The sequence below is a fragment of the Paenibacillus sp. J31P13 genome (assembly GCF_056269295.1).
In genome coordinates, this window is the sequence record NZ_JBWDNR010000001.1 from 673579 (window position 1) to 700046 (window position 26468).

The window sequence follows — 26468 nt, forward strand, 5'->3', positions numbered from 1 at the left end:
TAATTATTTGGTGGACTATTGGTGGACAAGAAGGTAGTTTCCTATCAATGAAATTAAACAAACCCTTGCCACAAAAGACTCTAAACAAAAAATCGGGCGCCCCTTACAGGGCGCCCTTTTCATGGGAGAGGAGAAACCGGATGAAGAGCTTATGGGGAAACGTAAGTCTTCTCCGCGGTTGTCTACGGCATCTTGCAACGCCGATGAGTTTATCATGTCCATTTTGCGGGAGAATAAACATAATTTCGGTGTGTTTTTTGGAGAATGACATAGAGGCTTGGGCTGAGCATGCTTTTTGACAAGCTGCTGCTTTATTAATAAAGGGATTCTATGTTACGATAGGCGGGAATGAATTAGAAAAGGGGCAATTTCAGTGAGAGTTATTGCGGGCGAAGCCAAGGGCCGCATGCTGAAGGCAGTGCCCGGTATGAATACGAGGCCGACAACGGATAAGGTGAAGGAAGCCATATTTAGCATGATCGGACCTTACTTCGACGGGGGAATGGCGCTTGACTTGTTTGCAGGTACAGGCGGCTTGGGCATTGAGGCATGGAGCAGAGGTGTGGAACGGACAGTCTTTATTGATCGGGAGAAGCTGAGCATTGACATCATTCGTCAAAATGTGGAAACGGCGAAAATGGGCAGTGCAGCTGAAATTTATAGGAATGATGCGGAGCGTGCCTTGAAAGCGCTCGCTAAGCGGGAGCAGAAGTTCCGGCTTGTTTTTCTTGATCCGCCATACAAAATGATTAATATGGATGCTCTAATGTCGCAGTTAGCAGAGAATGACATGCTGGAGCCGGATGCCATTGTGGTCGTTGAGCATGATGCGAGTCATCTCTATCCGGAAAAGTTGGATCATTTTGATCAGATTAAACACTCCAAATACGGTGATACCGCCGTCACTATATATCAATATTACAGTCAAGACCATCATGACGGGAGTGCAACCGATGACCACGAATAGACAAGAGCGAGTAGCAGTATACCCAGGCACCTTTGACCCCGTTACATACGGTCATTTGGACATCATTCGCAGGTCCGCAAAGCAATTTGATCGGTTGATTGTAGCCGTTCTGAACAATTCCAGCAAAAATCCGCTGTTCAGTGTGGAAGAACGTAAAGCACTGCTCACTGAAGTGACGAAAGACATTCCAAATGTGGAGATTGACAGCTTCCGAGACTTGCTCGTTCGATTTATGAAAACAAAGCAGGCGAACGTGATTATTAGAGGTATCCGCTCAGTTACTGACTTCGAGTACGAGCTTCAGCTCGCCTCAACAAATCATTTGCTCGATAATGAAATCGATACGATGTTTATGATGACTAATCCTAAATATTCTTATTTGAGCTCCAGCATCGTGAAGGAAATCGCTCAGTTCCATGGTGCAGTGCATGAGCTCGTTCCTCCTTTAGTGGAGAAAGAACTAAGGGTGAAATACAAATCGAAGCTGTAGGCAAAGTTAATACGAGTATAAAATAAAAAAACATAATGATCTTTAATAATCCATCCATAAGAATACGTTAGACGGATCTTCCGGCACGACGATACGGAAGCAATGTTAAGGAAAACAGCAGTAAAACTAACGCTAGCAGTATACAGACTGCAATGGAGAATGGCCATATTAACGGCATATCGGAGTTCCTTATTACTCGTGCTATGATCGAATCTGGCGAATTTGTTGCGATAGGTGCAGTGGTCGGAACGGCGTTGGATCCTAATAATAGACCCAGTAACAACGTAATTGGCTTCCATAGTATGAGCATGAATGCGAAGGCATGTATGGCGTGAATGATTCGCAATGTGATGAAGGGCAGTAGTTTTAAATCTGTTCCCGTTATAGCATAGCCTGTTTGCAAAATACCGCTTAGCCCGCTCCACGCAAGCACGGCAGCGATTGCTGCAGCATTAATGATCATGCTGTTTCCAGGCGCATCCCATATAGCTGCTGCATAAGCACCTAAGTGGCCTTCAAAGAGTGCTTGTGTGACAAAGCTTATGCCTGCTTTGGATAGTATGGGTGCCAGCAGGGGCTCTACCAGCTTGGCTAAAACAGAAGCGAATATCATGAAGCCGCCAATCATCATTAGCTTTTGGACGCTGGCGGATACGGCATCACCAAGCGCTTTACCGAAGCTGCGCCCATCTTGTTCTCGGCCAAACTGAAGCGCCTCAGCGGCTCGTTGAAGAACGCTTTGACTTGAAAGGAAACGATCCGAGCTTTTAGGAGATGAGCTGCTAGTAATCTGCTCGTCAGCAGCATGTCTGCTCAATAGACCCATCATTAGCATGATCCAAAGAGCTGACAGCCAAACGACTGCGGCTATGATGATACCTATGATGGGTTTATGCATAAATCCAGCACCAATGACGACTAGCATAAATAAAGGATTGGGCATATGGGCTAGGGCTAACAGCCTTTGGCCCTGTTTTTTGGTTACGATGCTTTGTTTACGCAGGGAAGCAACCGCTTCTGCACCAGCAGGATAGCCGCTAAGCCAGCCTAGAACAGTCGCAAGAGCGGCTTCTCCAGGCAGCTTAAAGACTTTACTCATTAAGGGTTGGAGCAATGAGCCAATCGCGTGGGCTAGGCCAAACGCGGCAATGAGCTCAAAGAGTACGAGAAACGGAAGTAAGCCTGGGAACACGATGTTCCACCAGACGGTTAGTCCTTGCAGTGACGATTGGAAGGCGGCATCTGGCCTGAGAATGATGGCAACGACAAGCAGAATCGAGACAAATGCTAATAGAACTGTTTTAGCCAATGCTATTCAACTCCTAGTTCCGCAAGGGCGGATAGTCGTCATTAATCTTGAGGATCGGGATTATGACATCATAGAATGGACAACCGTATACGTTAAATAGTACGCATTCTGATCAGAGGATAGACCATTTAAGTTTGTCCTGCCGAAAGTAACGAAACTTGTGCGAATAGGCATGTTGTAACTAATATAAGTCATGAATGATGAAAGAGGGTGGAGGATGCAGAAGCATCGATCAGACTTACGTCGAATTGCATTAGTTGCCATAGCTACAGCCTTTTTTATGTGGGTAATACTCTATGCTCCGACGCCATATGTCTTATACGAGCCCGGTATTGCTGTCCCAGTGAGAGAGATGGTCACGATTGAGGAAGGCGACAGTATAGGGAAAGGTGATTTTTTGCTTACTGCGGTTAAATTGACCGAGCCGAACTTTTGGGGAGCAATGAAGACAATATGGGACTCCGACACGGATTTGCATCTAAAAAGCGATGTCTTTCGAGGCAGCACTCAAAAACAGTACGCTGAACGATTGAGTGTGATTATGCAAGGTTCGCAAAATACGGCGATCGAAGCCGCTTATCGCTATGCCGAATTGCCCTTTGAGACCAAGGTTAATGCGATAATTATATCCGATGTTGATAATAGAGATCATCTCCTGAAAGGTTCCTTCAGAGCAGGGGACAAATTGCTAAGTATCAAGGGCGGAGAACAATTTGACAGTGCGGAACAACTCTATGAAGCTTTGCGAAGTATGGTTGGAAAAGGAGATTTTTCCATTGATATTGAACGAAGCGGCGAACGCCATCTTGTGAAGATTTTTTCTGGAATTCTGAATTCATCACTATCTAATGAGCAAATGCTAGGTTCACTTGGCATCTCAAGTTTGACGGAGCTGCGAAGCTTGGTTCCAACTGATAGCCGCAATCAACTAAATATTACTGCAGGTGATATTGGAGGTCCTTCAGCTGGTCTAGTATTTGCACTGCATTCGCTTGATTTGTTAACAGAAGGTGACTTGACCGGAGGGCATCGCATCGCTGCTACAGGAACGATTACAGGGGATGGTCAGGTTGGCGCTATTGGCGGAATAAAGCAAAAAGTTGTGATTACAAGTCAGCAAGGTGCGGAGCTGTTTCTTGTGCCTACTGATAATTATAAGGCAGCCGCAGCGAAGGCCAAGGCGCTGGGTACCTCAATGAAAGTGGTTAGTGTAGATACACTGCAAGAAGCAATGGATCAAATTAATGCTTTCAAAACGTCAACAAACGGATAAACAAGTTTAAAATTAAACGGATTGATAAAGCTCTTGAAGTCCCCATGTACTTCATTCTTGTTATATAAAAAATCGAGCCATTACAATCAGTCTCTAAATAGCATGCTTTCAAAATAGCATCCTATTTAGAGACTGTCGTTAAATAATCTTCTCAAGTCTTACTCACTTCATTTGTTGGAATTTTGCCACATCGTTTAAAATATGTGAATTCACAGGCGCAAGTTGTGTTTTTACTCAATCGTAACCGGTCGATCGGTAAAATCGCGAAACAATGCTGAGGCTGATGATTCACCTGGTAAACCCAACATGTACACGCCGCTCGCTTGTACATCCAGATCTAAATATCGATAAGGTTCAGGCGATCTAGCAGCACTCATTAAAACGGGAAGTTTGGCTGTTTTACGCATGCGCCGCAATAAATGCTTGCCTTTCTCGGTAAATCCTAGTACTCTTATGTATTCGATTCCGGTAGCGAGCTTGTCCGCAGTAAAGTCTTCCTTGGCATGACCTAGAAGCACAGCTAAGAGCGCTCGTTGAAGTTTCGTTCTTGTGTATCGTTTTGTTTTTAGCGTTTCTAATAATTCTTCAAATTGACTAGTAACAAGCTTCGGCAATGAATTTCGAATTCGATGCTCTAAACCCTCGGTAATCTCACGCATATTTGCTAGTTCAGCGGGAGATTTGGTTATAATAGCATGAAGAAGCGGCTTCATAAACGGATCCCAGCTAATGGGACAATTTCCGGCAAGCCATTCTTGTTCCAAAGTACGGAAAGTGGTTTGAGGCATATAAGGACGTGCTTCATCCAAAGACTGTTTTTCAAGAAGGAGCTTGCGAATGGCAGTTGCACTTGCAATTTGACTGTCAGATACGGTATCTTCGTTATATTGTGCCTTCTCACGCGTTATGGTGAAGGGCTCCATTTTGCCGCCAATTCGTTTTAAAGCAAGCAAATAATGCAATGCTAATGTATGATTGGGAAGTGCGAATGGAAATTGAGCGGCAGAGATATGCCCTTGCTCCGATAAATAAGCAGATATCGCAGCGCTGTATGCGCTTGGATAGCTGATCCCAGTTCCAAGGAATTGCTTGAGAAGCGCTTTGAAGGCAGATGTTTCATGCGCGACAGCCTCAGCAGCCTGAAGAAGCGGATTCAGCTCGCCGCTTTCAGTACCGAAGCAGAAGCTGTCAACAACACCAGTCGCTTCTAGGAGCGAAACTGCGCCGTATGAGAACCACTCGGCTGCTTGTGTCGCATAAGCGACGGGCAACTCGATAACGAGATCACAGCCGCCTTGTAGCGCTGTTTTCGTTCTCGACCACTTGTCTAGCAGCGCAGGTTCGCCCCGCTGAAGGAAATGACCGCTCATAACAGCGACAACAGCATCAGATTGAGTGATTTTACGAGACTGGTGCAGATGGTAAAGATGCCCGTTATGAAAGGGATTGTATTCGACGATAAGTCCGACTGTGCGCATTCGCATGATCCTCGCTTTGTTAAATGTTGGTTGTTTTACTATAGCATATTGAAGGCGCTCGATGGCGAGCCGCTGAAAATACTAAGGGAAAACACGTGAAAATGTTGACAAAACAGTAGTCTGATAGATATAATAATCTTTGTTTGTTTGGGGTGATCTGATGCAGTTTCATATTCAAGAAACGATGTCCAAAGGGTTAAAATCGACAGTTAACGAAAAGTTAGATGTTAGTGACCTATTCAAAGGACGCCAAGATGTTTACCGTACAGGACCGCTTCATGTATCGCTTGAGGTGACTGGGCATGAAGGCTTCATCGAAGTCAACGGCGATCTCGCCATTGATTTGGAGCTTGTATGCTCGCGCTGCCTTGAACCGACACAGGATCATGCCGTTATACCTTTCTCGGAAGTGTTCAAATCCGCTGCGTCTAACGTAGAGAGTGATGAATACACGGAAGAAGAGGTCAATGACTTCATTGAGGTAAAAGCGGACAGACTGGACCTGAAGCCTTATGTGGAAGAAGAGCTTCAGTTGTTCATTCCATTTACGCCGCTTTGCAGCGAAGACTGTAAAGGTCTTTGTCCTAAATGTGGACAGAACTTAAATAAGCACAAATGTAGCTGTGACACGTCAAAGGTTGATGTGCGGTTTGCAGCGCTGAAGGATCTATTTAAGGAATAAGTGATTTGTTGATTGATTTTTTGAAGGAGGTGGGAAATATGGCAGTACCTCAACGTAGAACATCCAAAACTCGCCGCGACAAACGTCGTACGCATTTTAAACTAGCAGTACCGGGTTTGGTGAAATGTGAGCAATGTGGAGAGTTTAAGCTTGCTCACCGCGTTTGTAAAGTTTGTGGATATTACAAAACTAAAGAAATCATTACTCAATAATGTATTGATTTCAGAAAATAGCACTTCATCATGTGATGAGGTGCTTTTTTTATGCCTATAGCCTTTTTTCTTCCCTGTTTAATGAGAAAACAGAACGTTTTTCAGTTGCTTCATTGCACTCAGACTATTTTTTAGATATACTTAATACTTAATTAGTACCAGGTGATAATGTTATTCAACATTCATATATGAACCATGTGGTGGATGCTAAACGCTGGCAAATGGTTGGAATTATCTATCTGTCACAATAATGTCGAAGGTGGTGCCGAACATCGAACGAATGCCCAAACGGCAGCGGCATCAGCAGCTTGCCCGATTAATTGATGAGAATCCTTTTATAACGGATCGGGAGCTGACGCGTCTGCTCAAGGTTAGTATTCAGACGATAAGGCTTGATCGAATGGAGCTTGCTATTCCGGAGCTCAGAGAACGACTGAAGCTGATGGCGGAACGTTCTTATGATTCTGTTCGATCCTTGCCCCTACACGAGGTAATAGGCGATATAGTGGATTTGGAATTGGATAAAAGCGGTATTTCCGTTTTTGAGATTAGCGAGGAGCATGTTTTCTCGAGAACCGGCATTGCGCGCGGACATCACGTATTTGCTCAAGCCAATTCACTTGCAGTTGCTGTTATAGATGATGAGATCGCACTTACAGTAACGGCGGATATTCGATTTATTCGACCTGTCAAACTGGGTGAGAAATGTATAGCCAAGGCGTACGTCAGATCTATTTCGGGCGAACGAAACAAGGCGAAGGTAGAACTATTCACTTATGTAGGCGATGAAATGGTTTTTCAAGGTAACTTTGTTATCTATCGGTCCGCTAAAGACACAGATAGTGAAGGGGGAGACGAACATGCGGATCGCTATTGATGCGATGGGCGGCGATAACGCCCCAAGCTTAATTGTGCAAGGTGCGCTTGATGCAGCAGTAGAATGGCCGGATACGGAGCTTCTGCTGGTTGGTAACACCTCTGTCATTGAACCGCTCTTGAAAGGGCAGAAGCCCAAAAATATGACCATCTGTCATGCGGATGAGGTAATTGGTCCTGATGATGAGCCGGTTAAAGCGGTTCGTCGTAAAAAAGGAGCTTCCATGGTCGTTGCCGGACAGCTTGTTCGCGAGAAACAAGCGGATGCGATGCTGTCAGCAGGGAATACAGGTGCGCTCATGGCAACAGGACTACTCGTAATTGGACGTATGGATGGTATTGAAAGACCAGCACTGGCACCGATGATGCCGACTATGGACGAGGTCGGAATTTTGACTCTTGACTTAGGCGCGAATATGGATGCTAAGCCTGAGCATTTACTGCAGTACGCAATCATGGGAAGTATTTATCGTGCGAAGGTGCACGGTTTGGAAAAACCGCGTGTAGGACTTCTTAATGTGGGGACCGAAGCGAAAAAAGGAAATGAAGTATCGAAGGCAGCCTATGAGCTGCTGCAGCAAGCGCCGGTTCATTTTATTGGGAATGTAGAAGCTAGAGATGTGCTCTCGCGAAATTGTGACGTGCTCGTTTGTGACGGTTTTGCCGGTAATATTATGTTGAAGGCGATGGAAGGGACAGCTGGTAATGTGTTCTCCTCCCTAAAAGAAGCATTCGGACAATCTTTGATGACGAAGCTCGCTGCAGCGATTATGATGCCAAAGCTGCGCACGTTGAAGAAAAGACTGGATTATAAAGAGCATGGCGGAGCGCCATTGCTAGGACTAAATGGACTTGTTGTGAAATGTCACGGATCATCTGACGCTATTGCAGTGAAAAATGCAGTAAGACAAGCACGTATAGCGATTCAAGGCCAATTGATAGAATCGATTGCAGCTGAAATAAACGGGAAGTGAGTGGGAGAAATGAGTTTACATCCTGTAGGCATTATTGGAACGGGTAAATACGTACCAGAACGCATTTTAACAAACAAAGATTTAGAAGCCATGGTGGAAACGAATGATGAATGGATCGTGACCCGTACTGGCATTAGTGAACGCAGAATTGCTTCAGCCGAAGAAGCAACATCAGATCTTGCGGCGCATGCATCGCGCCTTGCTATTAAAGCGGCAGGTTTGACTGCGGAAGACATCGACCTGATCATTGTTGCTACGGTAACGCCGGATACTTTTTTTCCTTCCACTGCTTGCTTGCTGCAAGATAAATTAGGCGCAAAGAATGCAGCTGCATTTGATTTGTCAGCTGCATGCTCAGGATTCATTTATGGGTTAGCGACAGGTTCAAGCATGATCGCTACAGGCATGTACAAGCATGTGCTTGTCGTCGGTGCAGAGACGCTCTCACGGATTACGGATTATACGGACCGCAACACTTGTATCCTCTTCGGTGATGGAGCAGGCGCTGTCGTGCTTGGTCAAGTAGCTGAGGGTCGCGGATTCCGTTCGTTCGAGCTGGGCGCGGATGGAAGCGGCGGCGAGCTGCTTAAAGTAAGCGGCGGCGGATCGCGAGTTCCTGCTACAGCAGAGAGCGTCGAGTCGAAGCAGCATTTCATTCATATGGCAGGCAATGATGTATTTAAGTTTGCTGTTCGTATTATGGGTAGCGCTGCTGAAGAGGCTTTGCAGAAGGCTGGGATATCGAAGGATGATATCGATCTTCTTGTTCCGCATCAGGCTAATATTCGTATTATCCAATCTTCTCTCAACCGACTTAATCTCTCTGAAGACAAAGCGATGATCAACTTGCAGCGCTACGGAAATATGTCAGCAGCCTCCATTCCAGTTGCGCTTGCAGAAGCAGTTGAACAAAACCGTATAAACGAAGGTGATCGCGTCGTACTAGTAGGCTTTGGCGGCGGTTTAACTTGGGGCGCTTCTGTACTTGTATGGTAATCATTTTATATTAAGGATTCATTTGCGAAAATAATGATCAATATTTTTTTGAAGCCTCAAAAAAGGGGGATGTATGTTGAGTAAAACAGCATTTGTTTTTCCAGGACAAGGTGCGCAGGCTGTCGGCATGGGCAAAGATATCTTTGACGCTTATGAGGGATCACGCGCTATTTTTGAACAGGCAGACGAGGCTCTTGGGTTTGCACTGAGCAATATTATTTTCGAAGGACCGGATGAGGATCTGAAGCAAACGGCAAACACACAACCTGCTTTGTTGACTGTTAGTGTGGCATTGCTCCAAGCGCTTGAAGGTCGCGGGTTGAAGGCAGACTATGTAGCGGGACACAGTCTTGGCGAATACAGCGCTCTTGTAGCTGCTGGTGTGATTTCGTTTGAGGATGCTGTTCGGACGGTCCGTGCTCGCGGTCAGTTCATGGAACAAGCTGTTCCGAGCGGTTTAGGCGCAATGGCGGCTGTTCTTGGCTCCGAACGTGATGCCCTTGCAGCTTTGTGCGCAGCCATTACAGCAGAAGGTTCTGCTGTTGAGCTTGCAAACGTAAACTGCCCAGGTCAGATCGTTGTTTCGGGAACAGCTGCCGGCGTTCAAGCTGTTGTTGAACGTGGCAAAGGTGAAGCTGGCGCTAAGCGGGTTATTCCGCTAGAGGTCAGCGGTCCTTTCCATTCATCACTAATGAAGCCGGCAGCGGATAAGCTTCAAGCAACGCTTGCTGAAGTTAAACTACAGGACGCTTCTGTGCCAGTCGTTGCGAACGTGACAGCTCGGGCTGTGACTGCGTCAAGTGAGGTTCGCAGCTTGCTCGTTGAGCAAGTTTACTCACCTGTACTGTGGGAAGACAGCGTTCGCTATTTGATCGAACAGGGTGTGGATACATTTGTGGAAATTGGCTCAGGAACGGTTCTTGCCGGTCTAATTAAGAAAATTGACAAAAATGTACGCGTCATATCGGTAAACAACATCTCTGCGCTTGATGCGCTGCAGGTGAATGAACAGTAGAGCGGAGGGAATCTGATGTTTGCCAGCTTGGAAGGGAAGAAAGCGCTCGTAACAGGAGCTTCTCGTGGAATCGGAAGAGCGATTGCAATTGCTCTTGCTGAGGCCGGTGCTGACGTTGCTATAAACTATTCCGGCAGCGAAGCTGCTGCTGTTGAAACCGCGCAAGCGGTTGAAGCGTATGGTAGAAGAGCATTCGTTGTAAAAGCGAATGTCGGCAAGGTTGACGAATTTGATGCAATGGTCAAAGATGTCATCGAGCAATTCGGATCAATTGATATTTTAGTGAATAACGCTGGAATAACAAGAGATAATTTAATTATGCGTATGAAGGAAGATGAGTTTGACCAAGTCATTGAAACGAACCTTAAAGGCGTTTTCAACGGCATTAAAGCGGTCACTCGTCCGATGATGAAGCAGCGCAATGGCCGAATCATCAACATTTCATCGGTAGTTGGCGTGCTTGGAAATCCAGGTCAAGCTAACTATGTGGCGGCTAAGGCAGGTGTAATCGGTCTTACCAAGGCTAGCGCGCGTGAACTTGCGTCTCGCGGCATTACCGTCAATTGTGTTGCGCCTGGATTTATTCAAACCGAAATGACGGACAAGCTCCCGGAAGAAATGCGTCAGTCATTGGCTGGCCAAATTCCGCTTGCCCGTCTCGGAGATCCAAGCGACATCGCTAATGCCGTTCGTTTCCTTGCTTCTGATGCATCAGCCTATATGACTGGTCAAACGATTCATGTGGACGGCGGCATGTATATGTAGTAATCTATAATTCTGTTCTTGGGAATTAAAAGGGTTACGTATGGCATTTTATCTTTAATTCTCGTATAATACGATGGAGGAGGTGAACCGGATGTCCGAAGTAGTAGATCGCGTGAAACGTATCGTCATCGACCGACTTGGCGTTGACGAAGCGGAAGTTACACTAGAAGCTTCATTTAAAGATGACCTCGGCGCTGACTCTCTTGATGTCGTTGAATTGGTCATGGAGCTAGAAGACGAGTTTGATATGGAAATCTCTGATGAAGATGCAGAGACAATCACCACTGTGGGAGAAGTAGTTAAATACATACAATCTCATACGTAAGTAGGACAAGTCCCGTTTGTAACAAACGGGACTTCTCTCCATCTAGACCGTTTTTTTATTAATGAATTTAAGTTAAGCGTTAAAGCTTTTATATAAAAGATGGAGCATCGTGCTCATCTATATTGCTGTCCTTAGAGGTGAATGGAATGAAACAAAGAGTTGTTGTTACCGGTATGGGGGTTATGACCTCACTGGGCTCCGATTTGGAGAAATTTTGGGGTAACTTGCTAGAAGGTAAGTCTGGTGTCTCCGTTGTGGAGGCTTTCGACTTTTCTGAATATCCGACACAAATCGCTGCTGAGATCAAGAACTTCAACCCAGAGGATTACGGCTTGGATCGGAAAGAAGCACGCAGAATGGACCGTTTCGTACAGTTTGCAGCAGTAGCCAGTCAATTGGCGGTAAAAGATGCAGATTTGCAAATTGGTCAAAATGCAGATGCAGAACGAGTAGGCGTTATGGTCGGATCTGGTATCGGCGGACTGGGCACTTGGGAAGACCAGCATAATATTTTGCTGGAGAAAGGCCCGAAGCGTGTTAGCCCATTCTTTATTCCGATGATGATTGCGAATATGGCATCTGGTCAAGTATCCATGTTAACTGGTGCGAAGGGTCCAAATAGCACGGCGGTTACCGCATGTGCGACAGGTACTCATTCCATCGGAGATTCATTCAAGCTCATTCAACGCGGCGATGCAGACGTAATGATTGCAGGCGGTGCCGAAGCGACGATCAGACCTACGGGTATGGCGGGCTTCTGCTCTATGAGAGCTATGTCTGTTCGCAATGATGAGCCGGAAAAAGCTAGCCGTCCATTTGATATCGATCGTGATGGTTTTATTATGGGTGAAGGCGCAGGCATACTTGTTCTAGAATCGTTAGAGCATGCGCAAGCGCGTGGAGCCAAAATTTATGCAGAAATTATCGGTTACGGAATGAGCGGAGACGCTCATCACATGACTGAGCCAGATCCGGATGGTGCTGCTCGTTGTATGGTGAAGGCAATTAAAGATGCTGGAATAGAACCATCTGATATTGATTACATCAATGCACACGGTACTTCAACACCTGTAGGTGATCGTTCTGAAACGAAGGCAATCAAGAAAGCGTTTGGCGATCATGCCTATAAAGTTGCTGTCAGCTCGACAAAATCGATGACAGGTCACTTGCTTGGCGCAGCAGGAGGCGTTGAAGCTGTTATTCTTGGCCTCACGCTGAAAAACGGCATTATTGCTCCAACCATTAATTTGGACAATCCAGATCCGGAATGCGATCTCGATTATGTACCTAATACGCCTCGTAAGGCAGACGTGCAAATTGCATTGTCTAACTCATTTGGCTTTGGCGGTCATAACGCGACGATTGTGATGAAAGTTTATGAAGCATGATACCTTTATTGAGCTGCAGCAACGGCTGCAGCTCAATTTTAAACGGACGAAGCTGCTCAAACAGGCATTCACTCATACCTCTTATGTAAATGAACATAAGCGTGGATCTGCTCAAGACAATGAGCGTTTGGAGTTTCTCGGAGATGCGGTGCTTCAACTGCTCGTTTCCGAATATTTGTTCACGACCTATCCGCAGCGTCCAGAAGGTGAGCTTACGAGAATGCGGGCTTCTATCGTGTGTGAACCGTCATTGGCGCAGTTTGCTGAACGATTGGAGCTTGGCTCCCACGTTCTTCTTGGACGTGGTGAGGAACAGCTAGGTGGCAGACAGCGGCAGGCTTTGCTTGCTGACTTGTTTGAATCATTCGTAGGCGCTATTTTCTTGGATGCAGGGATAGAGAGAACAAGAAGCTTTTTGGCTGAGCATATGTTCCCATTCGTGGAATCCAATGATTACGGATTGCTTGTAAAAGACTCCAAGTCTAAATTACAGGAGCGTTCGCAGCATCATGGCCTCGGTGCGGTAGAATATCGTATTGTTGAGGAACGTGGTCCTGCGCATGACCGTGAGTTCGTCGTTGAAGTTTATCTCGGGGAAGAGTGCTTTGGACTTGGAAACGGGAGAACGAAGAAGGAAGCGGAACAGCGTGCAGCAGCAGAAGCTTGGCGGAAACTTTCGCAAGAGCAAGCTTAAGCACGCAGAAGTGAGAGTGTCCTTATGGGTCGAATACGACCTTAAGGACACTCTCCTTTTTTATGTGGGTTTAGCTGGTTAAATGGTTATCAAGGCCTATAAGTTATGGTACAATGAGGGGTGAGGTGAAAACCAAGATATGTTTCTGAAACGGATTGAATTATCAGGCTTTAAATCATTCGCTGACAGAACCGAAATGGAATTTGTTACGGGTATTACTGCAGTTGTTGGTCCTAACGGCAGCGGTAAGAGCAACATTTCAGACGGTATACGCTGGGTGCTTGGTGAACAAAGCGCAAAAAGCTTGCGGGGCGGCAAAATGGAGGACATTATTTTTGCTGGAAGTGATTCTCGGAAAGCTGTCAATTACAGCGAAGTATCGCTTACGCTTGATAACTCGGACGGTGCTTTGCCGTTAGAGTATAACGAGGTAACGGTTACGCGCCGTGTTCACCGCAACGGTGACAGTGAGTATTTAATAAATAAGCAACCATGCAGGTTGAAGGATATTACCGAGCTGTTTATGGACACGGGTATCGGTAAAGAAGCTTACTCCATTATTGGACAAGGCCGAATAGAAGAAATTTTAAGTACGCGCTCGGAAGACCGGCGCGGTATTTTTGAGGAAGCATCGGGCATTGTGAAATACAAATCCCGGAAACGCGAGGCTCAGAAGAAGCTGGATGAGACGGAGCAGAACCTGCTTCGTATTCATGATCTTGTTACAGAGCTGGAGGATCAGGTTGGACCGCTGCGCAAGCAGTCTGAGAAGGCCATTCACTTCAGAGCGTTAAAGGAACAGCTCAAGACAAAAGAAATATCCATGTATGTACATAATATCGAACAGATTCATGGCTCATGGACAGAAGCAAACGGCAAGCTTGAGAAGATGCAGCAAGAGCAGTTGCAGCTATCGACTGTAGTCAGCAAGCATGATGCACATTTGGAGAAGGATCGTCAGCAGTTGCGTGATCTTGAGCTTGAACTGGATCAACTGCATGAATCTATGCTGCAAATTAGCGAGGATTTTGAGAAGTGCGAGGGCTATGGCGAGGTTCTTAAGGAACGTAAACGTAATTTGGAGCAGAATAAACGTCAGTTTGAAGAATCGATTGCTGCACAGGATGCACGAATTGTTACGATGACTCGCGAGGAAGCTGAATTTCGCAGCCGTGCTGCACAGCTTGAACTGCAGCTAGCCGATCTGCGTTCGAAGATTTCCGATGAGGAATCCCGCTTGCTGGGTGTTGCGGGTGGCGCGGTTGCCGATGCAGAGGAAACCTTGAAAGGCGAACTTCTTGAAGTGCTCAGCGCTATGGCCCAACATCGGAATGAGATTCGCTATGCCGCACAGCAGCAAGAAACGCTGCAACGGCGGATAGAGCGACTTAGTGAAGATGAGACGAAGTGGCTGGAACAGCAGGAAAGACTTGATGCTAGACGTTCTGAGCTTGCACAATCGCTTGAAGCTACACTTGCCCGGCTTGAAGAAGCTAGAAACCGCACGCTTACGGAGTCGGAGCAGACACGAACAATAACTCAGAGCTTGGAAGAGGTCACTTTAGCGATTCGGAAGTGGGAGCAGAAGCTCGACAGTCATATATCAAGACGTGATACGATGAAGGAAATGCAGGAAGCATTGGATGGCTTCATGCAAGGCGTTAAGGAAGTGCTGAAAGCATCGAGACGAGGAAATGGCGGCATAAGCGGTGTTCATGGCGCGGTTGCAGAGCTTATTCGCGTGCCTGAACGTATTGAGATGGCTGTCGAAACGGCGATGGGCGGTGCTCTCCAGCATATCGTTATGGAGGATGAGAAGTCAGCTCGTACCGCTATCGGATTCTTGAAACAGCGTCAGCTTGGCCGAGCTACTTTCTTGCCGCTTGATGTAATCCGTGGCAGACAAGTCCCGGATCATGATAAGCGTTTGGCAGAATCTGTTGATGGTTTCGTTGGCGTAGCGGCGGACTTGGTTAGCTCAGATTCACGCTATGAAGCCATTGTAAGAAGCTTACTAGGCAATGTATTGCTAGCTGAAACGCTTGAACAAGCAAATCGGATAGCATCTAAATGTCAATACCGTTATCGTGTCGTAACGCTTGAGGGTGATATCGTCAATGCCGGAGGCTCTATGACGGGAGGCAGCTTGCAGAAGAAAGGCGCAAGCCTGCTTGGTCGTCAGCGGCAGATCGATGCGTTGGATCAAGAGATTAAAGATGGAAGCAAAATGGTTGAACAGCTGAGGAGCAAACTCAGCGATTTGCGGAAAGAGCATTCCATACGTACGCAAAACATTGAAGAATTACGTGCCGAAGGCGAGAAAAGCCGGATCGAGGAGCAGCAGATCAGGGCGGAGCTTCAACAGCTTCATAATGAATCTAAGCATTTGGACGAGCAACGCCAGCTCTATACAGCTGATCGCAGCACACATTTATCCGAGCAAAAGGAAGTACAGACTTCTGCAGCAGCTGCCGAAAAGCGGCTTGAACAGCTTGTACTCGATGAAGCGAGGCTGCAAGAAGCCATCCGCTTAGCAGAGGAACGTCGCAAAGCCAGCGAATCTGCGAAAGAAGAGCTGCAAGGTCAGCTAACTGATATTAAGATAGCGGCAGCGAAAACCGACCAGGAAAAGCTGTCGTTCGAGGATCAATCCGCACGTGTACGGGCGGATGTTCAGCGAGCGAAGCAAGAGCTGAGCAGCTTACGGTCTCTTGCTGCACAGCAAGAAGAAGAGTTGGCTCGTCATTCAGAGGAAACAGTAATTCAAATCGAGCAGCTTAATCAGCTAAGGCTGAAGAAGCAAGAGTGCTCAGAGCAGACTGATTTGAAGCGTTCTGCTAGAGCAAAGCGTATTCAAGAGCTCGATCATGGTGAAAGTGAAACGAAGGAACAGCGCGCTCAGCTAAGAGCAGTCGAGGAGCAGATGCGCCAGACGGAGATTGCTGCGAACCGACTGGATGTAGAGCTTGACAATCTACTTCGTAAATTGAGTGAGGAATATGAGCTGAGCTACGAGCTTGCTAAGGAGCAGTACCCCGTTCCCGAGGATGTGCTTGGTACACAAACCGAGGTTCGCGAAATTAAACGTCAAATTACGGCTCTTGGAGACGTTAACCTAGGCGCGATTGAGGAATACGATCGGGTTAAGGAACGTTTTGAATTTTTATCTGCGCAAAAAGATGATTTGATGGAAGCCAAAACGACGCTTTATCAGGTCATCAAAGAAATGGACGATGAAATGTCGAAGCGTTTCAAAACGACTTTCGAAGCGATTCGCAGCCATTTCGTTGTCGTATTCGCCAAGCTGTTTGGCGGTGGACGCGCAGATCTCATACTGGTTGAACCAGATCGTGTGCTAGACACAGGTATTGATATTGTGGCACAGCCTCCTGGTAAGAAACTGCAAAATTTACAGCTGCTATCTGGCGGCGAGCGTGCGCTAACTGCGATTGCTTTGTTATTTGCCATTTTGCAGGTTAAACCCGTGCCATTCTGTGTGCTCGATGAGGTTGAGGCGGCGCTTGATGAAGCTAACGTTTCTCGTTTTGCTCAATATTTAAGAGAATTTTCATCGCTTACGCAGTTTATCGTCGTTACTCATCGTAAAGGAACGATGGAGGAAGCGGATGTGCTTTATGGTGTTACAATGGAGGAAGGCGGCGTTTCGAAGCTGGTTTCTGTTCGTTTAGAGGAAGAAGAGTCGGTCACTGCATAAATAAAGAGCGGATCGATAATGTGAGGATAGGGGAGTTGGAACGATGAGTTTTTTTAAGAAGCTAAAGGAAAGCATCGCTACGAAAACCGAGGCGGTTACGAATATTTTCAAGGAAGGCTTGACGAAAACTCGTACAGCTTTTGTAGAGAAGGTTGAAGAGCTTATTACACGCCGCAAAAAAATCGACGAGCAATTTTATGAAGAGCTTGAAGAAATCCTAATTGGTGCCGATGTAGGCGTCAATACGGTTATGAGCTTAATTGATGATCTTCGCGTCGAAGTGAAAAAGCGCAAAATTGAGGATGCCGCTGATTTGCAGCCGATCCTATCTGAGAAGCTCATTCAGCTAATGAAGGGCGACGACAAATCAGATCTAAAAATGGCAGCAAGCGGTATTACCGTTATTTTGTTTGTTGGCGTGAATGGCGTCGGCAAAACAACAACAATCGGTAAGCTCGCGCATAAGTTCAAGAGCGAAGGTAAAAGCGTGCTAATGGCAGCTGGAGATACGTTCCGTGCAGGAGCAATTGAACAGCTGGAAGTGTGGGGACAACGAGTAGGTGTCGACGTCATTAAGCAGCAATCGGGTTCCGACCCTGCAGCGGTTATGTTTGATGCGGTACAAGCAGCTAAGCAGCGCGGTGTAGATGTACTCCTGTGTGATACAGCTGGAAGACTTCAAAATAAATCAAACTTGATGGAAGAGCTGAACAAAATATTCCGTGTTATTCAGCGTGAGCTACCCGATGCACCGCATGAGGTTCTGTTAGTGCTGGATGCAACGACTGGTCAGAATGCGCTAAGTCAAGCGAAACTGTTTGGAGAGAAAAGCGGTGTTACTGGGCTGGTTCTTACAAAGCTTGACGGTACGGCTAAGGGCGGTATTGTTATAGCGATTCGTAATGAGCTGAGCTTGCCGGTTAAGCTTGTAGGACTTGGTGAGAAAATGGGCGATTTGCAGCAGTTTGATTCTGAGCAGTTCATCCATGCCTTGTTTGCTGGACTCATTCAGCGCGAGGATACGGAAGAGACGGAAAAAAACGACTGATTCATTGATAAACATTCGTTTTCTGGGAGTCATTTAAAAAGTTGATTAAGTGACAAGGTAAAAAGCTTGACAGCAGCCCATAACCTCATGTAATATAAAAGACGTTGTCAGCTGTCAGGGTATTTTACTTGACGCATACAAGCTTAAAGAAGCAGGAGGGGCTGAGGGGATGAAACTTAATGAACCAGATGCCTTATCCAAGACAACTCGAATCAACTTATTATTTGACTTTTATGAGCCGCTCTTAACGGAGAAACAACGGACATTTCTAAAATATTATTTCCACGATGATTTCTCGCTTGGTGAGATTGCAGCAGAGGTTGGCATTAGCCGCCAAGCCGTATACGAGCATATTAAACGGGCTGAGCAGATGCTTGAAAGCTATGAGAGCAAACTTAGCTTGTTAGCAAGACATGAGTCGCTTCTTCAATTGACGGCTGAGTTAGTCAACAATGTAAATGGCTTGTCCATTGCTGAGCAAGATAAGGAAGCACTGATAAGCGTCATTTCACAATTTAGAGGAACAGAATAAATAGGAATGGAGGTGACGGTACATGGCAGCATTTGAGAGCTTATCAAATCGGCTTCAGAATGTGTTCAGTAAGCTGAGAGGCAAAGGTAAAGTCTCCGAGGAAGATGTTAGCGAAGCGATGCGCGAGGTGCGTTTAGCGCTGCTCGAAGCAGACGTTAACTTCAAAGTCGTGAAAGATTTTATCGCAAAGGTTAAGGAACGTGCTATTGGCTTAGATGTATCAAAGAGCTTTACGCCTGGCATGGTCGTCATCGATATCGTAAACAAAGAACTTACCGAATTGATGGGCGGAACACAAAGTAAGCTTGTAAAAGCAAACAAGCCGCCGACGGTCATCATGATGGCTGGATTGCAAGGTGCCGGTAAAACAACGACATCTGGGAAGCTGGCTAAGCTGCTTCAGAAGAGCAATAACAAGCCGCTTCTTATTGCGTGTGATATCTATCGTCCCGCAGCAATCAAGCAGCTTCAAGTACTTGGTGAGCAAATCAATGCACCAGTATTCTCGCTCGGTGATCAGACTTCTCCTGTAGAGATTGCACGCGCTGGTTTGCAGCATGCGAAAGAGAACGGCAATGACTATGTCATTATCGATACAGCGGGCCGGTTGCATATCGATGAAGAGCTGATGCAAGAGCTGAAGCAAATTCATGAGGTTACCAAGCCCGATGAAGTTCTACTCGTTGTTGATGCGATGACTGGTCAAGACGCGGTTAACGTGGCACAAAGCTTCCATGAGCAGCTTGAGCTAACTGGTGTTGTATTAACGAAGCTAGATGGAGATACACGCGGTGGTGCGGCGCTTTCGGTTAAAGCTGTTACAGGCTGCCCAATTAAATTCGCAGCTATGGGTGAGAAGATCGATTCCTTGGAGCCTTTCCATCCTGAACGGATGGCTTCACGAATTCTCGGCATGGGCGATATGCTGTCGCTGATTGAGAAAGCACAGTTTAATATCGATGCGGACAAGGCGAAAGAAATGGAACGTAAGATGCGTACAGCTGAATTTACGTTCGATGATTTCCTTGAGCAGATGGAGCAGGTTAGAAATTTAGGACCGCTTGATCAAATTATGGATATGTTGCCCGGCATGAACAAGATGAAGGGCATGAAGGATATGAAGGTCGATGAGAAACAAATCGGCCGAGTAGAAGCAATTGTTCGCTCCATGACGAAAGAGGAGAAACAAAAGCCCGAGCTGCTTAATCACAGTCGTCGCAAACGTGTTGCGGCTGGTAGCGGTACGACAGTTGTTGAAGTAAACCGTCTTATTAAGCAGTTTGATGATATGAAGAAAATGATGAAGCAATTCTCATCAATGATGGGACCGAAAGGGCCTAAAGGCGGCAAGAAGGGCCTTAAAGGCATGCTCGGCAAAAATATGAAATTCCCGTTTTAATAATCGTTTACTCTTTGAAGGAGGTGAATTTTCATGGCAGTACGTATTCGTTTGAAAAGAATCGGTGCTCACAAAGCTCCTTTCTACCGCGTAGTCGTTTCGGATTCCCGTTCGCCGCGTGACGGACGTTTTATCGAAGAAATCGGTACTTATAACCCGGTTGCACAACCGGCTCAAGTTAAGATTGACGAAGAAAAAGCGTTGAAATGGTTGCAAACTGGAGCGCAAGCTTCTGATACCGTTCGTGACTTGCTTTCCAAAGCTGGTGTAATGAAAAAGTTCCATGAGCTTAAGCAACAGAAATAACTGTTGAACTGCGGAGGGCCTTGAGATGAAAGAATTGATACTTGTCATAGCGAAGGCATTGGTTGATCATCCTGAACAGGTGCAAATCAATGTGAAGGATGATGATCGTGGCACGATATACGAGCTTTCGGTTCACCCCGAGGATATCGGTAAAATCATCGGTAAACAGGGACGCATTGCGAAAGCAATGCGAACGGTAGTGACTTCTGCTTCCGTCAAATCGCAAAAGCGGGTCATCGTTGACATTATGTCATAATGCACTCGTTTGAAAGAGGGCTGGGATGAATATCCTAGTCCTTTTTTTCATGTGTATTTTTCATGTATAATAGAGTCAACACATATGAAGGGCTGGTTGTAATGAGCGAAAAATGGTTAACGGTCGGGAAGGTTGTAAATACACACGGTATTCGGGGAGAATTGAAAATACTTTCTCAAACGGACTTCGCAGATTCAAGGTTCGCATCTGGAAGCAAGCTTCGTATGCAGAATGAAGATACAGGCGAGTCGCTTGAAGTAAAGATTATCAGCTCGCGACCTAACAAAAATGTATACATATTGAAGCTTGATGGCTTCACTGATATTAATGTCGTTGAAAAGTATAAGGGCTGGGTGCTTAAGGTCTCTTCTACTAAGCAGGAGAAGCTTGATGATGGTGAATACTATTATCACGAAATTATTGGTTGCCGGGTCGTTTCAGAGGAAGGCGAAGAGCTGGGTATAATTTCCGAAATACTAAGTCCAGGTGCAAATGATGTGTGGGTTGTGGATCGTCCGAAGGGTTCAGGTAAGCAGCTGCTTCTTCCTGTTATTGACGAGGTATTGATTAGTGTTGATACGAAAGAGAAGCTTGTGACGGTCCATTTGATGGAAGGATTGATTTAACTGATGAAAATTGATGTGCTAACGCTGTTTCCAGAAATGTTCGACGGTGTATTTAACGCGAGTATTTTAGGAAAAGCAAAAGATAAAGGGATTGTCTCCCTTGAGGCGATCAATTTCAGAGCCTACTCAGGCAATAAACATAATACTGTCGATGATTATCCGTATGGCGGCGGTGGCGGTATGATTTTGAAGCCTGATCCGGTATTTGCTGCTGTTGAGGACCTTAAGCTGGACGAGAATGTAAAGCCAAGAGTTATCTTGCTATGTCCACAAGGCGCATCCTTCGATCAGCAGAAGGCGGAGGAGCTTTCAAAGGAAGAGCATCTTGTGTTAATTTGCGGGCATTATGAAGGCTATGATGAGCGAATTCGCGAGCATCTCGTAACGGATGAGCTGTCAATTGGTGATTATGTGCTCACAGGCGGAGAGATTCCTGCAATGGTTCTGATCGATAGTGTTGTGAGATTGCTGCCAGGTGTACTTGGCAATGAAACGTCAGCGGTTACAGACTCCTACAGCACTGGCTTGCTGGAGCATCCCCATTACACACGTCCATCGGAGTTTCGAGGCTGGGCTGTGCCTGATGTTCTTATTTCAGGCCATCATGCCAATATTGAGGTATGGCGTCGTGAGCAGTCATTGCTTCGCACGCTTGAACGCCGTCCAGACCTATTGGAAACGGCTGAGCTCACCGATAAGGAAAGAAAGTGGCTTGCTGCTAAGAAGAAGAGTGAGACACCTTAGAAGAGGATTTACAAGAAGACCGTATAGGAGTCTAGAAAAAAAGTCGCAACGGATACCCGAGGCGACTTTTTTATATACAAGCTTATTTTGACGTATAGAAGTTTTGGGTATAATAAACGTTATAACTCCCGCCGAAAGCTACGCCGGTACCTAAGCGTTTTAATTTCGTGCTGAGAAGAGATTCACGATGACCCGTATTGGAATTCATCCACCCATAATGAGCATAAATACTGTTCGGGTAGCCAGCTGCAATATTTTCTGCGGCTGTCTGGTATTTGATTCCGTTTTTCTTCATTCGATCGAACGGAGAGTCTCCATCGGGATTGGTATGATCAAAGAAATTACGTTTAAACATATCTTGGCTGTGTGAGCGTGCCGACGCTCCTGCAAGATCATCCCATTCAAAAGCTGTGATACCGCGAACGGTACGTTCAGCATTAGCTAATTCAAAAATCTCTTGTTCAAAAGGAGATTGAAGCTCTTTTGTATAAGAAGGCTTCGTTTTAGCAGCTTCTGCATTCATATGGATAATGCCAATGATTTTGTTATTGTCATGCTTGTCCATGAATAAAGTGGTACGTTCCGTACCTTGCGTGTAGGCATAGTAATCGTCATTTGTTTCCACGTTACTAGGTGATTTCATGAGCTTTTTAGCCTCTGCCAAATTTTGACCCATTTTTATACCATTTGAAAATTTCCAACCCGTATTTGAATTAGAAAATATGGCTTTAACACTATTGTTTTGAACACCAATCATTATGTAATGGGAGTAACTTCCATTATATATATGCCATGAGAAGCCATATTCGCTGGGATCAATTCTGGAAGGCTTGCCAAGCTGCTGTTCCAGTTTTTTCGATGAATCATTTAAAGCGATGCCGTCGAACGTCGTTCCGACAACAGCGATCTTTTTGTTTGATAAGGTTGAAGAGTGCACCTTGAGATTGTAGATGAAAGTTAACGCTTCAGCACGAGTTAAATTGCCAGCTGGTATGAACCCGCTTATCGTTGCAGAGGTTCTTCCGTTTGAAATTTTCTCATCTAATAGCCATTGTATTGCAGTTTGCTCCGTGTAGCTGCTGCCATTTGCTGCCGAAGCCATCAGTAATGCGGCATTACCGCGCAGAAATGTGCTGCTGACTTTCCTAGTGTTCATAACTGGCCAACCAAGAACATCTGCAAAATCATAGTAAGGTTTGGACCAAGAGGCATTGCTTGCTGATTCAATAGGTACTAATTGATAAGCACGCAGCAGCATCGCCAAAAACTCTGCTTCACTTACCAGCTTGTTTGGTTGGAATGAACCGTCGCTGTAACCTTGCGCCAGCTTTTGTTCAACAGCCCAATTGATATAGGGTTGAGCCCAATGTCCACTCGTGTCTTTGAAACTTATCGACTCAGCAGAGGTTAGAGTCGGATTGGCTGTGGTGAAAATAATAAGTAATAGTAGGGCAAGACATCCTTTTTTTGTCGTAGAAAGGAGTTCCTTCAACTTTCGCACCGCTTACACCTCTTTATTTGTCATTGATTGTCATATTCAGTATACATGAATTAAGTATTTAGAAAACGAGTTGTAATATTGGGCTAAATGTGATATTATTTTTAATGTTGTTCGTAAAGTCGGACGGTCCGCTATCAGTGATGAACCGATTCAATGGAATCCGGTGAGCTCATAAGAACGTCTATGTGGAAGGAGTGAATCAAATGAATCTTTTGCAAACTATTGCGCAAGAAAATCTTCGCCAAGATCTTCCGAACTTTCGTCCGGGTGATACGCTAAAAGTTCATGTTAAAGTTATCGAGGGAACTCGTGAGCGGATCCAATTGTTCGAAGGCGTTGTTATCAAACGTCGCGGCGGTGGTATCAGCGAAACTTTTACAGTGCGTAAAATTTCCTACGGTGTAGGTGTGGAAAGAACTTTCCCGCTTAACTCGCCTAAAATCGAAAAACTCGAAGTGGCTCGTCGTGGTAAAGTACGTCGTGCGAAATTGTACTACCTACGTGAACTTCGCGGTAAAGCTGCTAGAATTAAAGAAATTCGTTAAGAACAAAAAACGAGAGGGGCTTGCGCAAACAAGCTCCTTTTCGTTATTTCACGGAAGCTGTTTACATATTAGAGCATATGGGAAGAAGGCGAAACGAGTGGACTCAAAGCAACGCAATGACGGGCTGGACAATAGCGATGATAGGGAATCCAAAGAATCGAATACAGATGCAGATAAACAGCAAGGTTTACCTGACCGTGCAGCCATTCATGCAACTGGCTCAGGCAAGCAGGGCGGCGCATATAAGGAAACGGTGGAATGGATAAAAGCGTTGGTCATCGCAGTCGTTCTCGTTTTTCTCATTCGCATATTTTTGTTTTCTCCTTATATTGTGGATGGAGATTCGATGCAGCCGAATTTTGAGACGGGTGAGCGCTTGATCGTAAACAAAATTATGTATGCAATTCGCGATCCGAAATTTGGAGAAGTAGTCGTATTTGATGTTCCAGAAGAGGGCAGAAAGTTCATCAAGCGAGTAATTGGTGTCCCTGGAGATACAATAAAGCTTGAGGGCGACGATCTATATATAAATGATAAGAAAATCGATGAGCCTTATATTAAAGAGGCAGTTGAAGCAGCACATGCAAATGGCGAGCTATATAACGGCGACGGACCTAACTTCCCGAACGCGGATCATCCTGAGACGACGGTTCCTGAAGGTATGATTTTTGCACTAGGTGATAATCGCAGCAATAGCGAAGACAGCCGAATGATTGGTTTTGTAAAAGATGAAGAGATTGTTGGTCGTGCCGATGTTATTTTTTGGCCGCTCAATAAGCTTGAGTTTATAAAGCATTGGAATAAATGAGGTGACTAAATGACCATTCAATGGTTTCCGGGTCATATGACCCGAGCAAGACGGCAAATACAGGACAAGCTTAAACTAATCGATCTTGCCATTGAACTATTGGATGCCAGGGTTCCGCTTTCGAGCCGCAATCCGATGATTGAAGAGATTTTAAACGGCAAGCCCCGCTTGATCGTATTAAATAAATCCGATTTGGCAGATCCCAAGACAACAGAACAATGGATGGAATACTTCCGCAAGGAAGGACATGAGTCTATTGCAATTGATTCAAATACCGGTACAAGGGTGAATGAGGTACCTCTTAAAGCAAAACAAATTTTGCATGAGAAAATTGCTCGTCAAATCGCAAAGGGAATTAATCCGCGCGCGATTCGTGGACTTATTGTCGGCATTCCGAATGTCGGAAAATCCACGCTCATTAATAAGCTTGCTGGACGCAGTATCGCATTGACGGGAGATCGTCCTGGTGTGACAAAGGGACAGCAATGGATCAAAGTTGGCACCGAAATGGAGCTGCTTGATACGCCGGGTATTTTGTGGCCGAAGTTTGAGGACGAGATCGTTGGATATCGACTGGCGATGACGGGAGCAATTAGAGAGCAGATTTTGAATGTGGATGATATTGCGTTTTTTGCAATGCGTGAGCTTGTAGAACGTTATTGGCCGACTATTCGAGATCGCTATGAGCTGGAAGTACCGCCGAAGGACATATCGGACACAGATGAAATCGTTCGAATAATGGAAGACATCGGAAGACGGAGAGGCTGTTTGATTAGCGGTGGTCGTGTCGATCTGGAAAAAACATCAGGCATAATATTGCGTGATTTACGCGCAGGTAAGCTTGGTCGAATTACACTTGAAGCACCTCCTTATTAATCGGGATAAGGGTCTTGTAGATCGGGGGAACAAGCCGTGCTGCAGTATGAAAAAGAATTATGGTCTGAGGGTTACGGAGCGATCGCTGGTGTAGATGAGGTCGGGAGAGGCTGTCTATTCGGTGATGTTGTCGCAGCAGCCGTTATTTTACCTCCTGGGCTAGTCATCGAAGGCGTTAATGATTCGAAGAAGCTTTCGGAGAAAAAGCGTGATCAGCTTTATGATATTATTTTGCGAGAAAGCTTGGCTTGGTCAGCAGCTCGAATTGACGCGGAGACGATTGACCGTATTAATATTAAGCAAGCTGCCAGACTAGCGATGAAGCACGCAGTGGAAGCACTTCAGCTCCCAGCTGAATATTTGCTAGTGGATGCGGAGAAGGTTGATATTCAATTACCTCAGCAATCCATTATCAAAGGCGATGCAAAAAGTCAATCCATTGCAGCGGCCTCTATTGTCGCTAAGGTAACGAGAGACCGTCTCTGTCAAGTGGAGTGGGAACAGCAGTATCCCGCTTACGGGATAGCGATCCATAAAGGCTATGCAACGAAGCTCCATAGGGAGCGTTTGCTCCAGCATGGTCCAAGTGAGCTGCACAGGCGATCCTTTCTCGGGAATTTATTTACGGAAGAGCAGCTGGTTCTTTTCTAGTTGAACGAATATAAGAA

General features: G+C 45.7%; 29 protein-coding genes. 26 read left to right on the top strand and 3 right to left on the bottom strand.

Features of this window, described 5'->3' with window-relative positions:
* Nucleotides 1–121: 121 nt before the first annotated feature.
* From AC0YOD_RS02870 to coaD, 3 genes are all read left to right on the top strand, one after another.
* Complete coding sequence (locus AC0YOD_RS02870; RefSeq protein ID WP_475797726.1) at nucleotides 122–268, top strand: hypothetical protein; 147 nt, start codon at nucleotides 122–124, stop codon at nucleotides 266–268.
* 105 nt (nucleotides 269–373) lie between these two features.
* Nucleotides 374–967 carry a 16S rRNA (guanine(966)-N(2))-methyltransferase RsmD gene (gene rsmD / locus AC0YOD_RS02875; protein ID WP_475797727.1) on the top strand — a complete coding sequence of 198 codons (594 nt, stop codon included), beginning with the start codon at nucleotides 374–376 and terminating at the stop codon, nucleotides 965–967.
* Entirely contained in the window at nucleotides 954–1457 is a 504-nt protein-coding gene (gene coaD, locus AC0YOD_RS02880) for a pantetheine-phosphate adenylyltransferase (RefSeq protein WP_475797728.1), read from the top strand. The genes rsmD and coaD overlap by 14 nt, the downstream gene beginning before the upstream one ends.
* Nucleotides 1458–1524: 67 nt before the next feature.
* Here the strand turns inward: coaD and AC0YOD_RS02885 are convergent, their stop codons facing one another.
* Nucleotides 1525–2766, bottom strand: coding sequence for a nucleoside recognition domain-containing protein (locus AC0YOD_RS02885; protein ID WP_475797729.1), 1242 nt, complete (start codon nucleotides 2764–2766; stop codon nucleotides 1525–1527).
* A 217-nt stretch (nucleotides 2767–2983) separates the two neighbouring features.
* Between AC0YOD_RS02885 and AC0YOD_RS02890 the strand changes: the two genes are divergently transcribed.
* The gene (locus tag AC0YOD_RS02890; protein WP_475797730.1) at nucleotides 2984–4039 is read left to right on the top strand and encodes a S16 family serine protease; all 1056 of its coding nucleotides are present in this window, start codon (nucleotides 2984–2986) and stop codon (nucleotides 4037–4039) included.
* Nucleotides 4040–4269: 230 nt separating this feature from the next.
* Here the strand turns inward: AC0YOD_RS02890 and AC0YOD_RS02895 are convergent, their stop codons facing one another.
* Nucleotides 4270–5517, bottom strand: a complete 1248-nt coding sequence (locus AC0YOD_RS02895) for a nucleotidyltransferase (protein ID WP_475797731.1) — start codon at nucleotides 5515–5517, stop codon at nucleotides 4270–4272.
* A 160-nt stretch (nucleotides 5518–5677) separates the two neighbouring features.
* Between AC0YOD_RS02895 and AC0YOD_RS02900 the strand changes: the two genes are divergently transcribed.
* The 18 genes from AC0YOD_RS02900 to trmD all read left to right on the top strand — a co-directional run bounded on the left by AC0YOD_RS02900 (nucleotide 5678) and on the right by trmD (nucleotide 22070).
* On the top strand, nucleotides 5678–6199 hold the full coding sequence (locus AC0YOD_RS02900; protein WP_475797732.1) for a YceD family protein: 522 nt from the start codon (nucleotides 5678–5680) through the stop codon (nucleotides 6197–6199).
* A 38-nt stretch (nucleotides 6200–6237) separates the two neighbouring features.
* Nucleotides 6238–6411, top strand: a complete 174-nt coding sequence (gene rpmF, locus AC0YOD_RS02905) for a 50S ribosomal protein L32 (protein WP_102712234.1) — start codon at nucleotides 6238–6240, stop codon at nucleotides 6409–6411.
* Nucleotides 6412–6691: 280 nt separating this feature from the next.
* Entirely contained in the window at nucleotides 6692–7288 is a 597-nt protein-coding gene (fapR, locus tag AC0YOD_RS02910) for a transcription factor FapR (RefSeq protein WP_475798353.1), read from the top strand.
* Nucleotides 7272–8261, top strand: a complete 990-nt coding sequence (gene plsX / locus AC0YOD_RS02915) for a phosphate acyltransferase PlsX (protein ID WP_475797733.1) — start codon at nucleotides 7272–7274, stop codon at nucleotides 8259–8261. The genes fapR and plsX overlap by 17 nt, the downstream gene beginning before the upstream one ends.
* A gap of 9 nt (nucleotides 8262–8270) precedes the next feature.
* Nucleotides 8271–9257, top strand: coding sequence for a beta-ketoacyl-ACP synthase III (locus tag AC0YOD_RS02920; protein ID WP_475797734.1), 987 nt, complete (start codon nucleotides 8271–8273; stop codon nucleotides 9255–9257).
* Nucleotides 9258–9333: 76 nt separating this feature from the next.
* A complete protein-coding gene (fabD, locus tag AC0YOD_RS02925) occupies nucleotides 9334–10272 on the top strand; it encodes an ACP S-malonyltransferase (RefSeq protein ID WP_475797735.1) in 939 nt (312 codons plus the stop codon).
* A gap of 15 nt (nucleotides 10273–10287) precedes the next feature.
* Nucleotides 10288–11037 carry a 3-oxoacyl-[acyl-carrier-protein] reductase gene (gene fabG / locus AC0YOD_RS02930; protein WP_475797736.1) on the top strand — a complete coding sequence of 250 codons (750 nt, stop codon included), beginning with the start codon at nucleotides 10288–10290 and terminating at the stop codon, nucleotides 11035–11037.
* Between the two features lie 91 nt (nucleotides 11038–11128).
* Complete coding sequence (locus AC0YOD_RS02935; protein ID WP_053375686.1) at nucleotides 11129–11362, top strand: acyl carrier protein; 234 nt, start codon at nucleotides 11129–11131, stop codon at nucleotides 11360–11362.
* Between the two features lie 146 nt (nucleotides 11363–11508).
* Entirely contained in the window at nucleotides 11509–12750 is a 1242-nt protein-coding gene (gene fabF, locus AC0YOD_RS02940; protein WP_475797737.1) for a beta-ketoacyl-ACP synthase II, read from the top strand.
* Nucleotides 12740–13444 carry a ribonuclease III gene (gene rnc, locus AC0YOD_RS02945; RefSeq protein ID WP_475797738.1) on the top strand — a complete coding sequence of 235 codons (705 nt, stop codon included), beginning with the start codon at nucleotides 12740–12742 and terminating at the stop codon, nucleotides 13442–13444. The genes fabF and rnc overlap by 11 nt, the downstream gene beginning before the upstream one ends.
* Nucleotides 13445–13583: 139 nt before the next feature.
* Nucleotides 13584–17159, top strand: a complete 3576-nt coding sequence (gene smc, locus AC0YOD_RS02950) for a chromosome segregation protein SMC (RefSeq protein WP_475797739.1) — start codon at nucleotides 13584–13586, stop codon at nucleotides 17157–17159.
* A gap of 43 nt (nucleotides 17160–17202) precedes the next feature.
* Entirely contained in the window at nucleotides 17203–18207 is a 1005-nt protein-coding gene (gene ftsY, locus AC0YOD_RS02955; protein WP_475797740.1) for a signal recognition particle-docking protein FtsY, read from the top strand.
* Between the two features lie 169 nt (nucleotides 18208–18376).
* Nucleotides 18377–18739 (top strand): YlxM family DNA-binding protein, encoded by a 363-nt coding sequence (ylxM, locus tag AC0YOD_RS02960; RefSeq protein ID WP_475797741.1) that lies wholly within the window; start codon nucleotides 18377–18379, stop codon nucleotides 18737–18739.
* 22 nt (nucleotides 18740–18761) lie between these two features.
* Nucleotides 18762–20138 (top strand): signal recognition particle protein, encoded by a 1377-nt coding sequence (gene ffh / locus AC0YOD_RS02965; protein ID WP_475797742.1) that lies wholly within the window; start codon nucleotides 18762–18764, stop codon nucleotides 20136–20138.
* Between the two features lie 33 nt (nucleotides 20139–20171).
* Nucleotides 20172–20444, top strand: a complete 273-nt coding sequence (gene rpsP, locus AC0YOD_RS02970; protein WP_102712208.1) for a 30S ribosomal protein S16 — start codon at nucleotides 20172–20174, stop codon at nucleotides 20442–20444.
* A gap of 25 nt (nucleotides 20445–20469) precedes the next feature.
* On the top strand, nucleotides 20470–20700 hold the full coding sequence (locus AC0YOD_RS02975; protein WP_308994581.1) for a KH domain-containing protein: 231 nt from the start codon (nucleotides 20470–20472) through the stop codon (nucleotides 20698–20700).
* A gap of 101 nt (nucleotides 20701–20801) precedes the next feature.
* Nucleotides 20802–21326: a ribosome maturation factor RimM gene (gene rimM / locus AC0YOD_RS02980; protein ID WP_475797743.1), complete on the top strand. Its 525-nt coding sequence runs from the start codon at nucleotides 20802–20804 to the stop codon at nucleotides 21324–21326.
* Between the two features lie 3 nt (nucleotides 21327–21329).
* Nucleotides 21330–22070 carry a tRNA (guanosine(37)-N1)-methyltransferase TrmD gene (gene trmD, locus AC0YOD_RS02985; RefSeq protein WP_475797744.1) on the top strand — a complete coding sequence of 247 codons (741 nt, stop codon included), beginning with the start codon at nucleotides 21330–21332 and terminating at the stop codon, nucleotides 22068–22070.
* 82 nt (nucleotides 22071–22152) lie between these two features.
* Here the strand turns inward: trmD and AC0YOD_RS02990 are convergent, their stop codons facing one another.
* Nucleotides 22153–23571: a CAP-associated domain-containing protein gene (locus AC0YOD_RS02990; RefSeq protein WP_475797745.1), complete on the bottom strand. Its 1419-nt coding sequence runs from the start codon at nucleotides 23569–23571 to the stop codon at nucleotides 22153–22155.
* A 203-nt stretch (nucleotides 23572–23774) separates the two neighbouring features.
* Here AC0YOD_RS02990 and rplS point away from each other — a divergent pair, with 203 nt between their 5' ends.
* The 4 genes from rplS (at nucleotide 23775) to AC0YOD_RS03010 (ending at nucleotide 26451) form a co-directional block, all read left to right on the top strand.
* Nucleotides 23775–24116, top strand: a complete 342-nt coding sequence (rplS, locus tag AC0YOD_RS02995) for a 50S ribosomal protein L19 (protein ID WP_475797746.1) — start codon at nucleotides 23775–23777, stop codon at nucleotides 24114–24116.
* Nucleotides 24117–24321: 205 nt separating this feature from the next.
* On the top strand, nucleotides 24322–24924 hold the full coding sequence (gene lepB / locus AC0YOD_RS03000; protein ID WP_475798354.1) for a signal peptidase I: 603 nt from the start codon (nucleotides 24322–24324) through the stop codon (nucleotides 24922–24924).
* A gap of 9 nt (nucleotides 24925–24933) precedes the next feature.
* Entirely contained in the window at nucleotides 24934–25800 is an 867-nt protein-coding gene (ylqF, locus tag AC0YOD_RS03005) for a ribosome biogenesis GTPase YlqF (protein WP_475797747.1), read from the top strand.
* 36 nt (nucleotides 25801–25836) lie between these two features.
* Complete coding sequence (locus AC0YOD_RS03010) at nucleotides 25837–26451, top strand: ribonuclease HII (RefSeq protein ID WP_475797748.1); 615 nt, start codon at nucleotides 25837–25839, stop codon at nucleotides 26449–26451.
* The last annotated feature ends 17 nt before the right edge of the window (nucleotides 26452–26468 follow it).

What these genes read in the sequence shown, in the direction of transcription:
- AC0YOD_RS02935 (WP_053375686.1), top strand. Translation starts at nt 11,129, where the DNA reads ATGTCCGAAGTAGTAGATCGCGTGAAACGTATCGTCATCGACCGACTT.
- AC0YOD_RS02900 (WP_475797732.1), top strand. Translation starts at nt 5,678, where the DNA reads ATGCAGTTTCATATTCAAGAAACGATGTCCAAAGGGTTAAAATCGACA.
- rpsP (WP_102712208.1), top strand. Translation starts at nt 20,172, where the DNA reads ATGGCAGTACGTATTCGTTTGAAAAGAATCGGTGCTCACAAAGCTCCT.
- smc (WP_475797739.1), top strand. Translation starts at nt 13,584, where the DNA reads ATGTTTCTGAAACGGATTGAATTATCAGGCTTTAAATCATTCGCTGAC.
- trmD (WP_475797744.1), top strand. Translation starts at nt 21,330, where the DNA reads ATGAAAATTGATGTGCTAACGCTGTTTCCAGAAATGTTCGACGGTGTA.
- AC0YOD_RS02890 (WP_475797730.1), top strand. Translation starts at nt 2,984, where the DNA reads ATGCAGAAGCATCGATCAGACTTACGTCGAATTGCATTAGTTGCCATA.
- fabG (WP_475797736.1), top strand. Translation starts at nt 10,288, where the DNA reads ATGTTTGCCAGCTTGGAAGGGAAGAAAGCGCTCGTAACAGGAGCTTCT.
- ylqF (WP_475797747.1), top strand. Translation starts at nt 24,934, where the DNA reads ATGACCATTCAATGGTTTCCGGGTCATATGACCCGAGCAAGACGGCAA.
- fapR (WP_475798353.1), top strand. Translation starts at nt 6,692, where the DNA reads ATGCCCAAACGGCAGCGGCATCAGCAGCTTGCCCGATTAATTGATGAG.
- ffh (WP_475797742.1), top strand. Translation starts at nt 18,762, where the DNA reads ATGGCAGCATTTGAGAGCTTATCAAATCGGCTTCAGAATGTGTTCAGT.
- rplS (WP_475797746.1), top strand. Translation starts at nt 23,775, where the DNA reads ATGAATCTTTTGCAAACTATTGCGCAAGAAAATCTTCGCCAAGATCTT.
- plsX (WP_475797733.1), top strand. Translation starts at nt 7,272, where the DNA reads ATGCGGATCGCTATTGATGCGATGGGCGGCGATAACGCCCCAAGCTTA.
- rnc (WP_475797738.1), top strand. Translation starts at nt 12,740, where the DNA reads ATGAAGCATGATACCTTTATTGAGCTGCAGCAACGGCTGCAGCTCAAT.
- AC0YOD_RS02920 (WP_475797734.1), top strand. Translation starts at nt 8,271, where the DNA reads ATGAGTTTACATCCTGTAGGCATTATTGGAACGGGTAAATACGTACCA.
- AC0YOD_RS02975 (WP_308994581.1), top strand. Translation starts at nt 20,470, where the DNA reads ATGAAAGAATTGATACTTGTCATAGCGAAGGCATTGGTTGATCATCCT.
- ftsY (WP_475797740.1), top strand. Translation starts at nt 17,203, where the DNA reads ATGAGTTTTTTTAAGAAGCTAAAGGAAAGCATCGCTACGAAAACCGAG.
- ylxM (WP_475797741.1), top strand. Translation starts at nt 18,377, where the DNA reads ATGAAACTTAATGAACCAGATGCCTTATCCAAGACAACTCGAATCAAC.
- coaD (WP_475797728.1), top strand. Translation starts at nt 954, where the DNA reads ATGACCACGAATAGACAAGAGCGAGTAGCAGTATACCCAGGCACCTTT.
- fabF (WP_475797737.1), top strand. Translation starts at nt 11,509, where the DNA reads ATGAAACAAAGAGTTGTTGTTACCGGTATGGGGGTTATGACCTCACTG.
- AC0YOD_RS02895 (WP_475797731.1), bottom strand. Translation starts at nt 5,517, where the DNA reads ATGCGCACAGTCGGACTTATCGTCGAATACAATCCCTTTCATAACGGG.
- rpmF (WP_102712234.1), top strand. Translation starts at nt 6,238, where the DNA reads ATGGCAGTACCTCAACGTAGAACATCCAAAACTCGCCGCGACAAACGT.
- AC0YOD_RS02870 (WP_475797726.1), top strand. Translation starts at nt 122, where the DNA reads ATGGGAGAGGAGAAACCGGATGAAGAGCTTATGGGGAAACGTAAGTCT.
- rimM (WP_475797743.1), top strand. Translation starts at nt 20,802, where the DNA reads ATGAGCGAAAAATGGTTAACGGTCGGGAAGGTTGTAAATACACACGGT.